Genomic DNA, 10758 nt, shown 5'->3' with positions numbered 1-10758 from the left:
CGAACAACGGCGGCGGCGCGCAGTCCGGCGGCACCATAAAGATCGGTTCCCTGCACCCGCTGAGCGGCTCGTCCGCGGCCGACGGGCAGCAGATGGACAACGGAGCCAAGCTGGCCGTCGAGGCCATCAACAACGCAGGCGGCATCAAGTCGCAGGGCGGCAAGAAGCTCGAACTGGTCAGCGCCGACACCCAGGGCAAGCCCGAGGTCGGCCAGAGCGAGGCGCAGCGCCTCATCCAGGACGGCGTGGTCGGCCTGGTCGGCACCTACCAGAGCGCGGTCACCGCCAACGTGTCCACCATGGCCGAACGCAACAAGGTGCCGCTGGTGATCGACGTGTCCAGCGCCGACTCGATCCTCGCGCAGGGCTACAAGTTCACGTTCCGGGTGCAGCCCAGCTCCACCGTGCTCGGCACCGCCGGCGCGCAGTTCCTCGACCAGGTGGCCAAGGCGGCCAACCAGCCGGTCAAGACCGTGGCGGTGCTGCACGAGCAGGGCCCGTTCGGCACCGCCATACGGGACGCCTTCAAGGCCGAGGCCGAGAAGGCCGGCATCAAGGTCGGCCCGGCGATCGCCTACGACGCCGCCAACGTCTCCGACCTGACCACCCAGGTCACCCAGGTCAAGGCCAGCGGCGCCGACGTGCTGATGGTGGCCGGCTACTACCGCGACGGCGTGCTGGCGGCCAAGGCCGTCGACACCGTCAAGCCGCCGGCCCTGAAGGCCGTCTACGGCGTCGCCAACGGTGCGTTCGACCTGCCGCAGTTCCCCAAGGAGGCGGGCGCCGCGGCCGAGGGCTTCTTCGACGCCAACTACCACGCCGACATGACCAACCCCGACATGCAGGCGCTGGCCAAGCTCTACCAGGAGCGCTACAACGACCAGATCCGCACCGGCGCGGTGCTCGCGTACGACTCGGTCAAGGTGATCGCCGACGCGCTGGAGCGGGCCGGCAGCGCCGAACCGGCCAAGGTGCGCGACGCCATCGCCGGCGGCTCGGTGCCGACCCTGATCGCCGGCAACGGCCCGATCAAGTTCGGCCCGACCGGTGAGAACGAGAACGCCACGCCCATCCTCATGCAGGTCCAGGGCGGCGTGGTCAAGCAGGTGTTCCCGGCCGACAAGGCGGAGGCGAAGCCCGTCTACCCCGCCTTCAAGAGCCAGTGACCTCGTCACCCGACCAGGGCCACGTCGCCGCCGGCACCGGCGGCGTGGCGACCCTGGACCCCGACGAGGTACGCGCGCCCACCGCCCGCGCCGTGCCGTGGCTGCGGATCGCGGTGATCGCCGCGCTGATCGTGCTCGCGGTCGTGCTCGCCTACGTCCGCTCCGGCAGCGGGGTGGTCGTCGTCCAGGCGGTGGCCACCGGCATCCTGATCGGCGGCGTCTACGGGCTGATCGCGATGGGCCTCACGCTGATCTTCGGCGTCCTCGACATCGTCAACTTCGCGCACGGCAGCTTCCTGGCGCTGGCCCTGTTCCTCACGTTCGGGCTGACCCAGGCCGGGCTGCACCCCTACCTCGCGCTCGCGGTCAGCGTGCCGGCGATGTTCCTGCTCGGCGTGCTGGTGCAGCGCGGCATCCTGGCCGGCGCGATGGGCAAGCCGCTGGAGAACCAGCTGCTGATCACCCTGGGCATCTCGCTGATCATCGAGAACGCGCTGCTGCTGTTCTTCGGCGCCAACCCGCGCTCGGTGGCGCTGCCCGGCGACCGCGGCGTGCCGATCTTCGACGCGGTGGCCAACCTGTCCCGGATCCTCGCCTTCGTCGGCGCGCTGATCCTGGCCGGACTGCTCTACCTGCTGCTGCAGCGCACCCGGCTCGGCACGGCGATCCGCGCGGTGGCCGCCAACGACACCGGCGCACAGCTGGTCGGCATCGACACCCGGGTGATCTACGCGGTGACCTTCGCGCTCGGCACCGCCTGCGCGGGCGCCGCCGGCACGCTGGTCGCGCCGCTGGTCACCATCGAGCCCACCACCGGTTCGCTGTTCAACATCGTGGCCTTCGTGGTGGTCGTGCTGGGCGGCATGGGCAACGTGGTCGGCGCGCTGGCCGGCGGTCTGATCATCGGGCTGGCCGAGCAGCTCGGCGGCATCTACCTGCCCGGACAGTCGCCGCTGCTGTCGGTGTTCATCGTCTTCGTGCTCGTGCTCTTCCTGCGCCCGCAGGGACTCTTCCGGAGGTCGGCATGACCACCACCACCGCCGCATCGGCGCCGGAGACAGCGGCCGGCAAGCCGCTGCCCCGGTTGCCGTGGAACCGGCACCTGCTGGCCATCGCGGTGCTCGCCGTACTCCTGGTGCCGCTGCCGCTGATCCTTCCGCCGGCGCAGGCCTCGGTCGCGGTGCGGGTGCTCATCTTCGCCCTGATGAGCATCGGCTGGAACATGATGAGCGGCTTCGGCGGCATGTTCAGCTTCGGGCACGCGGCCTACTTCGGCATCGGCGCGTACACCGGCGCCTGGCTCCTGGTCGAGCACCAGGTCTCGCCGTGGATCGGGATGCTCGCCGGCATGGTGATCGCCGCGGCGTTCGCCACGCTGATCGGCTTCCTCGCGCTGCGCTACAAGCTGCGCGGCGCCTACTTCGCGCTGGCCACCTTCGCGTTCTCCGAGATGCTCCGCCTCTGGGCGACCAACAGCGACTTCGTCAACCGCGCGGTCGGCTACCACGTCCCGCTGCGCCCCGACACCTCGTGGTGGTGGATCCAGTTCGAGCCGACCTCGCCGAACTACTTCTGGGTCGCGCTCGGGCTCACCGTGATCGCGCTCGTGGTCAGCGTGCAGTTCGTCCGCTCGCGGGCCGGGCAGTTCGCCAAGGCGGCCCGCGACGACGAGGACGCGGCGGCCGCGATCGGCATCCCGGTGATGCGCTACAAGCTGCTGGCGATGGCGCTCTCCGCCGCCATCACCGCGGTCGCCGGCGCCTTCTACGTGCAGTACTTCCTGTTCATCGACCCCGACCTGGCATTCGGGTCGAGCGTGTCGATCCAGGCCATCCTGCCCGCAGTGATCGGCGGCGTGGCGACCATCTGGGGCCCGGTGATTGGCTCCGTGGTGATGGGCCCGCTCAACGACGTGACGGCGACGCTGCTGCGCAACCCGCCGCCCGCGCTGGAGTTCCTGCAGGGCCGCAGCGGCCTCGACGTGATCGTCTACGGCGCACTGCTGATCGTCATCGTGCTGCTCCTGCCGAAAGGCATCTACGGAACGATCCGCCAAAGGTGGTCCCGACGATGACACTGCTTCGGGTCGACGGCATTTCCAAGTCGTTCAAGGGCCTGCGCGCGGTCGACGACGTGAGCTTCGAGGTCACCGAGGGCAGCATCCTCGGCGTCATCGGGCCCAACGGCGCCGGCAAGACCACGATGTTCAACCTGATCGCCGGTGCGCTGCGGCCGGACTCCGGCCAGGTGCACCTAAACGGCAAGGAGATCACCGGGCACGCGCCGCACAAGGTGACCGCCGCCGGCATGACCCGGACGTTCCAGCTGATGCGGCCGTTCTATTCGATGACCGTGCTGGAGAACGTCACGGTCGCGGTGCTGGCCGGCGGCGCCGCCAAGCGGACGGCCCGGACCACCGCCGCCGAGCTGATCGAGCGGGTCGGTCTCGGCCGGTGGCGCGACGCGCTGACCGAGGGCCTGCCCACCGCCGCGCTCAAGCGGCTGGAACTGGCCCGGGCGCTGGCCAGCAAGCCCCAGGTGCTACTGCTCGACGAGGTGCTGGCCGGCCTGGTGCCCGCGGAGCGGGCACCGGTGATGGAGCTGCTCGAACGGCTGCGCACCGAAGACGGCGTGACGCTCGTCTTCGTCGAGCACATCATGGCCGCCGTCATGCGGCTGTCGGACTCGGTGCTCGTGCTCGACCTGGGCCGGGTGCTCACCTCCGGCGCGCCGGAGGAGGTGACCCGCGATCCACGGGTCATCGAGGCCTACCTCGGGGAGGACCCGCATGCTCAAGCTTGAGGGGCTCAGCGCCGGCTACCACGGCCTGCAGATCTTGCACGAGCTCGACCTGCGGGTCGACGAGGGCGAGATCGTGGCGATCGTCGGCGCCAACGGTGCCGGCAAGACCACCACACTGAAGACCATTTCCGGGCTGGTCAAGCCGACCGCGGGCACGGTCACGTTCGACGGCAAACGCGCCGACGGCGTACGCCCGAGCGAGCTGGTCGCCCGCGGCCTGCTGCACGTGCCGGAGGGGCGGGCGCTGTTCGGCCCGCTCAGCGTCGAGGAAAACCTGCGGATGGGCGGCTGGACCCGCGGCCGCAAACCGCTCGACGAGCCGCTGCGCGAGGTCTTCGAGATGTTCCCGATCCTCGCGGAGCGGCGTGCCCAGGCCGCCGAAACGCTCAGCGGCGGGCAGCAGCAGATGCTCGCGATCGGCAGGGCGCTGATGGCCAGCCCGCGGCTGCTGCTGCTCGACGAGCCGTCCACCGGCCTGTCGCCGAAGCTGACCTGGACCGTGCTCGACGCGGTCAAGGCGATCCGCGACCGGGGCGTCTCGGTGCTGCTCGTCGAGCAGAACGCCGCGCACGCACTCAACCTGGCCGACCGGGCGTACGTGCTGGAGAGCGGGAGCCTGGTCCTCGACGGCCCGGGACCCGAGCTGGCCCGCGACGATCGGGTCCGGACCGCATACCTGGGGCTGTAGCACGATGTCCACTACCGAATCCGTGGCGCGGCTCGGTGCCTGGGTCGCCGGGCTGCGCTGGGCCGACGTGCCGGGCGCCGCCCGCGACCGGCTCGGGCTGGTGCTGCTCGACTCGCTCGGCGTGACCGTGGTCGGCGCCCGGCAGCCCGAGCAGCGGGCGCTGGCCGCCGCATGGCGCCCCGCGGCCGGGCCCGCGCCGCTGGTCGGCGGCGGCGGGACCACCACGGTCGAGGCGGCCGCCTGGCTCAACGCGACGGCGATGGCGCGGCTCGAGCTGGACGAGGGGCACAAATACGCCAAGGGCCATCCGGCGGCGCACGGGCTGCCTGCGGTGCTGGCGCTCGCCGCCGACCTCGGCGCTTCCGGTCCGGAGACGATGGCGGCGCTGCTTGCGGCCTACGAGGTTGCGGCGCGGTTCGGCCGGGCCACCACCCTGCGGGCCGGCATGCATCCGCACGGCAGCTGGGGCGTCGCGGGCGCGGCGGCCGGCTGCGCGCGGCTGCTCGGCCTGTCGGGCGAGGGCGTCGCCGCGGCGATCGACGCGGGCGCCGGCCTGCCGGTGGCCGGACACTTCGCCAGCGCGCTGGACGGCAACCCGGTCCGCGACGCCTGGCTGGGAGCATCGAATGTGTCCGGTCTGGCGGCGGCGCGGATGGCCGCGGCCGGCGTCGCCCGCAACACCGGTACGCCCGCGGTGTCCCTCGGCGACGTGCTCGGCCGGTTCGACCCGGCGCCGCTCACCGACGGGCTCGGCGCGCGCTGGGACGTGGAGCTGGGCTACTTCAAGCGGCACGCGTCCTGCTCCTTCACCCATCCAGCCGCCGACGCCGCCCTGCTGATGCGGGCCGACGGGCTTGCGCTCGACGCCGTCGAGGAGGTCCTGGTCGAGACCCACTCGCTGGCCGGCGGGTTGGGCCGGACGAGCTGGGACAGCCGGCTGGCCGCGCTGTTCTCGACGCCGTTCGTGGTGGCCGCCGCGCTGGTGCACGGCACCGTCGACCCCGCCGTCTCCGCCGACGACCAGCGCGACGACCCGCGGGTGCGCGCGCTGGCCGCCAAGGTGGTGCTGCGGGTGGCTCCGGACCTCGACGCCCGGCTGCCCGACGAGCGTGCGGCCCGGGTCACCATCCGCACCGCCAGCGCGCCGCCCGGGGCGGTCGAGGTGCCCAACCCAGTCGGCGACGCGGCCCACCACCCGATGGCCGAGGGCGACGTGCTCGCGCTGCTCGGCCGCCTGCTCGACGCCGACACCGTCCGGACCGTGCACGAGGTCGCCGCCGGCCTGGCCGCCAGCGCCGACGTCGGGCCCGACCTGCGCCGCCTCGCCGAGATCTAGGAGAAAGACCGTGCGGATCTACGCCGTGACCCCGATCCACGTCGACGCCGAGGAACTGGCCCGCCGGCAGGCGCGCTACGCCGCGCTGTCGCCGCCGGGCGTCGAGGTCGTGCTGCACGACATCGGACCGGACGCGCCGCGCGCCCTGGACACCGACGCGCAGGTGCGGGAGAGCGAGGCGCTGGTCGCCGCGGCGCTGCGCGGCGCGCCGGCCGGCTTCGACGCGCTGCTGCCGGACTGCGTCCTCGACCCCGGCGTCGCGGACCTCGCCGGCACCCTGCCGGTGCCGGTCTTCGGGCTGCTCCGGCTCAGCCTCGGCTGGGCAGTGCTGACCGGGCGCAAGTCCGCGGCGGTGGCCCGCAACAAGGCGATCGCCGACGAGATCGTGGCCCGGGCCGGGGTCTACGGCTGGTCGGCCGACCTGCTCGGCGTCGAGATGCTCGACCTCGACGTGCACGCGATCGCCGACAGCTCCCGCTGGGCCGGCACACTCGGCGCCGCCGTCGGCACGCTGGCCGCGGGCGGCGCACGTTCGGTGATCAACGGCTGCTCGGCGGTCGACCTGCCTTCCGGAGTCAGCCTGCCGGCCCGCGTGGTGGACCCGACCGCGCTGGCACTGCGGCTGATCGGCGCGGGGGAGGTGGGCGCGTGACGACCGGACCCGACCTCGTGATCGCCGGCGCCGGAGGCGGCCTGGTGGCCGCCCTGCGCGCCGCGCAGCTCGGCCTCGACGTGCTGGTGGTCGAGGCCAGCAAGCACTTCCGCCGGGGCAACAACACCTCGATGTCGACCGCGATGATCCCGGGCGCCGGCTCACGGTGGCAGCGGGCCGCCGGCATCGACGACTCGGCCGAGCTGTTCGCGGCCGACGTCGCGCGCAAGACCAAGGGGCAGGGCGACCAGCGGCTCGCCCGCGCGCTCGGCGCGGTGAGCGCCGAGCTCGTCGAGTGGCTGGCCGACGGCGTCGGGCTGGAGCTGTCACTGGTCACCGACTTCCACTACCCGGGCCACTCGGCCGACCGCTGCCACACCGTCGAGGGCCGGCACGGCACCGTGCTGCTCGACCACCTGGTCGAGCAGGTGGCCAAGGCCGGCATCGACCTGCTGGTGCCGGCCCGCCTGGTCGACGTGCTGGTCGACGCTGGCGGGGTGCGGGCCGCGGTGGTCGAGCGGCCGGACGGCACGCGCGAGGAGATACCGACCCGGGCGGTGCTGCTGGCCACCAACGGCTACGGCGCCGACCGGGCGCTGGTCGCCGAGCACCTGCCGGAAATCGCCAAGGCGGTCTACCACGGCAGCGAAACGTCCCGCGGCGACGCGCTGCGGATCGGCAGGGCGCTCGGCGCGGAGAGCGCCTTCCTCGACGCATACCAGGGGCATGCCGCCCTCTCGGCCCGCTCCGCGACGCTGGTCGGCTGGGCGACCGTGATGCATGGCGCCTTCCTGCTGGACACCACCGGCCGGCGGTTCGGCGACGAGACCACCGGCTACTCCGAGTACGCCGCCGTGCTCGCGGCCCGCCCGGACGCGTTCGGTTGGCTGGTGCTGGACCGCCGGATCCACGACGCCTGCCTGCCGTTCACCGACTTCCGGCAGAGCGTGGAGTCGGGCGCGCTGCTGGACGCGGCCGACGCCGCCGCCCTGGCGTCGGTCACCAGGCTGCCGGCCGAGGCCGTGGCCGCGGAACTCGCCGAGACGGCCGCCGTGGCGCGCGGCGAGCGCGCCGACCGGTTCGGCCGCACCTTCTTCGAAGCACCACTGGAACCGCCGTACCTCACCGCTCGGGTGGTGCCGGCGCTCTTCCATACCCAGGGCGGCCTGGTGGTCGACGAGCACGCCCGGGTGCTGCGCCCGGGCGGCGTGCCGATCCCCGGGCTCTACGCCTCGGGCGGCGCCGCAGCGGGCATCTCCGGTCACGGCGCGGCCGGTTACCTCGCCGGCAACGGCCTGCTGCCCGCCCTCGGCCTCGCCTACCTCGCGGCGAACCACGTCGCCGGAACCACGGAAGGAAACGCATGAAACCGCTGGAAACCCTGATCAAGAACGTCACCGTGGTACGGCCCGACGCCGGCTCGCCCGACGGCGACCGGCTCGACATCGGCATCGCCGGCGGCAAGGTGGTGCGGCTGGAGGCGGACATTCCGGCCGACGAGGCGCAGACCGTCGTGGACGGTCGCGGCCGGTTCGCGTACCCGGGCGCGGTCGATGCGCACCAGCACTGGGGCATCTACAACCCGCTGGCCGAGGACACCACCACCGAGAGCCGCGCCAGCGCGCAGGGCGGTGTGACCACCGGCCTGACCTACATGCGCACCGGGCAGTACTACCTCAACCGGGGCGGCTCGTACGCCGACTTCTTCCCGCACGTGCTGTCGGCCTCGGAAGGGCGCTCGTTCGTCGACTACGGCTTCCACCTCGCGCCGATGATGAAGGAGCACATCGACGAGATCCCGGCGATCGTCGAGAACTTCGGCGTCACCTCCTTCAAGATCTTCATGTTCTACGGCAGCCACGGGCTGCACGGGCGGTCCACCGCCCAAAGCTCGTTCCTGATGATCCCGCCGGACGAGCGCTACGACCTCGCCCACTTCGAGTTCGTGATGCGCGGCGTGCAGGCGGCGCGGGAGAAGCTGACCGAGGCGGCGCCGCACGTATCGCTGTCGCTGCACTGCGAGACCGCCGAGATCATGACCGCCTACACGAAGCTGGTCGAGCAGGATGCCTCGCTGTCCGGCCTGGCCGCCTACAGCGCATCGCGGCCGCCGCACTCGGAAGGGCTCGCGGTGACGATCGCGGCGTTCCTGGCCGACGAGACCGGGCTGCCCAACATCAATCTGCTGCACCTTTCGTCGCGCAAGGCCCTGCGGGCCGCGATGCTGATGGCCAAGACGTTCCCGCACGTCGACTTCCGTCGTGAGGTCACCATCGGCCACCTGCTGGCCAGCGTGGACACCGCGCACGGCTTGGGCGGCAAGGTGAACCCGCCGCTGCGACCCCAGGAAGACGTGGAGGCGCTCTGGGAGTACGTGCTCGACGGCAGCGTCGACTGGGTGGTCAGCGACCACGCGTGCTGCAAGGACGAGATGAAGTTCGGCGACCCGCGCGACGACGTCTTCGCCGCGAAGTCGGGCTTCGGCGGCGCCGAATACCTGGTGCCCGGCCTGGTCTCCGAGGGGCGCAAGCGCGGCCTGTCGCACCAGCGGATCGCGCAGCTGCTCGCCTGGAACCCGGCGCGCCGCTACGGCCTGCCCGGCAAGGGCGCCATCGGTGTCGGCTTTGACGCCGACCTGTGCCTGGTGGAGAACGCCAGCTGGACCGTGCACGCGGCCGACTCCGAGTCGACCCAGGAATACACCCCGTTCGAGGGCTTCGAGCTGGGCGCGAGGGTCACCGACACCTGGGTCCGCGGGCAGCGCGTGCTCGACGCCGGCAACATCGTCGGCGCCCCGAGCGGCCGCTACGTACACCGTCCGTACCAGGGGTGAGCATGCCCACCGTGGACGACGGACCGCTGGCCGGCCTGCGGGTGCTCGACGTGTCGACCATCCTGGCCGGCCCGCTGGTGGCACAGATCCTCGGCGACTTCGGCGCCGAGGTCATCAAGATCGAGCACCCGGGCCGCGGCGACGGCATGCGCGGGCACGGGCTGGCCAAGGACGACCAGCCGCTGTGGTGGAAGATGGTGGCCCGCAACAAGCGGACGGTCGGGCTCTATCTCGGTGACCCGGCCGGAGCGGAGATCTTCCGCAAGCTCGCCGCCACCGCCGACGTCGTGATCGAGAACTTCCGGCCCGGCACGCTCGAGCGCTGGGGGCTCGGCTACGACGTGCTCTCCGCCGACAACTCGGGGCTGATCCTGTTGCGGGTCACCGGCTTCGGCCAGTCCGGCCCGTACGCGTCGCGGCCGGCGTTCGGCACGCTGGTCGAATCGATGAGCGGCTTCGCTCACCTGACCGGCGAGCCGGACGGCCCACCGACGCTGCCGGCGTTCGGCCTAGCCGACTCCATCGCCGGCATGGCGGGCGCGGCGGCGGTCTCGATGGCGCTGTTCCAGCGGGAGAAGGACGGCCAGGGCCAGGAGATCGACCTCGACCTTCTCAGCCCGATCATGACCGCGGTCGGGCCGGGCGTGATCTACGCCGACCAGCTCGGCGTGGACCAGCGGCGCACCGGCAACCGGTCGGCCAACAACGCGCCGCGCAACACCTACCGGACCGTTGACGGGCATTGGGTGGCGATCTCCACCAGCGCCGACAGCATCGCCCGACGGGTGCTGACCCTGGTCGGCCACCCCGAAGTGATCGACGAGCCGTGGTTTGCCACCGGCCGTCAGCGGGCGCAGCACGCCGACCTGCTGGACGGCTACGTGGGGGAGTGGATCGGGGCGCGGACGCGGGACGAGGTGCTGCGCGCGTTCGAGGAGGCGGGCGCTGCGGTGGGCCCGGTGTACAAGCCGAGCGAGCTGCTCGACGACCCCCAGGTGCGGGCGCTGGAGCTGGTGGCCACGGTGGACGACCCGAACCTGGGTCCGATGCGGATGCAGAACCTGTTATGGCGGATGAGCCGTACGCCGGGCCGGATTCGGTTCACCGGGCGGGCGCTGGGTGCCGACACTGAGAAGGTTCTCGGCGACGAGCTGGGCCTGTCGGCGGAGGAGCTGGCGGCCCTGCGGGAGCGCGGCGTGGTGGGCTAGGTTCCGCTGAGCGGAACGATGTCATGGATATTGACACGGCGTTGACCGTCTAGCGTCAAACCCCAGATCGTGG

10 protein-coding genes are annotated in these 10758 nt (G+C 72.3%); all 10 read left to right on the top strand.

Annotated features, from left to right (window positions below; genetic code table 11):
• Positions 1 to 1166, top strand: a 1166-nt coding sequence (locus tag ONA70_RS05755; RefSeq protein WP_265005282.1) for an ABC transporter substrate-binding protein, incomplete at its 5' end; no start/stop codon positions are given.
• On the top strand, positions 1163 to 2194 hold the full coding sequence (locus ONA70_RS05750; protein ID WP_265005281.1) for a branched-chain amino acid ABC transporter permease: 1032 nt from the start codon (positions 1163 to 1165) through the stop codon (positions 2192 to 2194). The genes ONA70_RS05755 and ONA70_RS05750, both read left to right, overlap by 4 nt.
• Positions 2191 to 3240 (top strand): branched-chain amino acid ABC transporter permease, encoded by a 1050-nt coding sequence (locus ONA70_RS05745; protein ID WP_265005280.1) that lies wholly within the window; start codon positions 2191 to 2193, stop codon positions 3238 to 3240. The genes ONA70_RS05750 and ONA70_RS05745 overlap by 4 nt, the downstream gene beginning before the upstream one ends.
• Positions 3237 to 3968, top strand: coding sequence for an ABC transporter ATP-binding protein (locus ONA70_RS05740; RefSeq protein WP_265005279.1), 732 nt, complete (start codon positions 3237 to 3239; stop codon positions 3966 to 3968). Before ONA70_RS05745 ends, ONA70_RS05740 begins: the two co-directional genes overlap by 4 nt.
• Positions 3955 to 4656, top strand: coding sequence for an ABC transporter ATP-binding protein (locus tag ONA70_RS05735; protein WP_265005278.1), 702 nt, complete (start codon positions 3955 to 3957; stop codon positions 4654 to 4656). The genes ONA70_RS05740 and ONA70_RS05735 overlap by 14 nt, the downstream gene beginning before the upstream one ends.
• Before the next feature lie 4 nt (positions 4657 to 4660).
• Positions 4661 to 5992 (top strand): MmgE/PrpD family protein, encoded by a 1332-nt coding sequence (locus tag ONA70_RS05730; protein WP_265005277.1) that lies wholly within the window; start codon positions 4661 to 4663, stop codon positions 5990 to 5992.
• A gap of 10 nt (positions 5993 to 6002) precedes the next feature.
• Complete coding sequence (locus tag ONA70_RS05725; RefSeq protein ID WP_265005276.1) at positions 6003 to 6644, top strand: aspartate/glutamate racemase family protein; 642 nt, start codon at positions 6003 to 6005, stop codon at positions 6642 to 6644.
• Positions 6641 to 8011: an FAD-dependent oxidoreductase gene (locus ONA70_RS05720; protein ID WP_265005275.1), complete on the top strand. Its 1371-nt coding sequence runs from the start codon at positions 6641 to 6643 to the stop codon at positions 8009 to 8011. The genes ONA70_RS05725 and ONA70_RS05720 overlap by 4 nt, the downstream gene beginning before the upstream one ends.
• Positions 8008 to 9477, top strand: a complete 1470-nt coding sequence (locus ONA70_RS05715; protein WP_265005274.1) for a dihydroorotase — start codon at positions 8008 to 8010, stop codon at positions 9475 to 9477. The genes ONA70_RS05720 and ONA70_RS05715 overlap by 4 nt, the downstream gene beginning before the upstream one ends.
• Positions 9478 to 9479: 2 nt before the next feature.
• Positions 9480 to 10685, top strand: coding sequence for a CaiB/BaiF CoA transferase family protein (locus ONA70_RS05710; RefSeq protein ID WP_265005273.1), 1206 nt, complete (start codon positions 9480 to 9482; stop codon positions 10683 to 10685).
• Positions 10686 to 10758: the final 73 nt, after the last annotated feature.

It is taken from the genome of Micromonospora yasonensis, from assembly GCF_026013475.1.
Lineage (GTDB): Bacteria > Actinomycetota > Actinomycetes > Mycobacteriales > Micromonosporaceae > Micromonospora > Micromonospora yasonensis.
Note: the sequence above shows the minus strand (reverse complement) of the source record. Positions and strands in the feature narration are given on the sequence as shown.

What these genes read in the sequence shown, in the direction of transcription:
- ONA70_RS05745 (WP_265005280.1), top strand. Translation starts at nt 2,191, where the DNA reads ATGACCACCACCACCGCCGCATCGGCGCCGGAGACAGCGGCCGGCAAG.
- ONA70_RS05740 (WP_265005279.1), top strand. Translation starts at nt 3,237, where the DNA reads ATGACACTGCTTCGGGTCGACGGCATTTCCAAGTCGTTCAAGGGCCTG.
- ONA70_RS05735 (WP_265005278.1), top strand. Translation starts at nt 3,955, where the DNA reads ATGCTCAAGCTTGAGGGGCTCAGCGCCGGCTACCACGGCCTGCAGATC.
- ONA70_RS05730 (WP_265005277.1), top strand. Translation starts at nt 4,661, where the DNA reads ATGTCCACTACCGAATCCGTGGCGCGGCTCGGTGCCTGGGTCGCCGGG.
- ONA70_RS05715 (WP_265005274.1), top strand. Translation starts at nt 8,008, where the DNA reads ATGAAACCGCTGGAAACCCTGATCAAGAACGTCACCGTGGTACGGCCC.
- ONA70_RS05710 (WP_265005273.1), top strand. Translation starts at nt 9,480, where the DNA reads ATGCCCACCGTGGACGACGGACCGCTGGCCGGCCTGCGGGTGCTCGAC.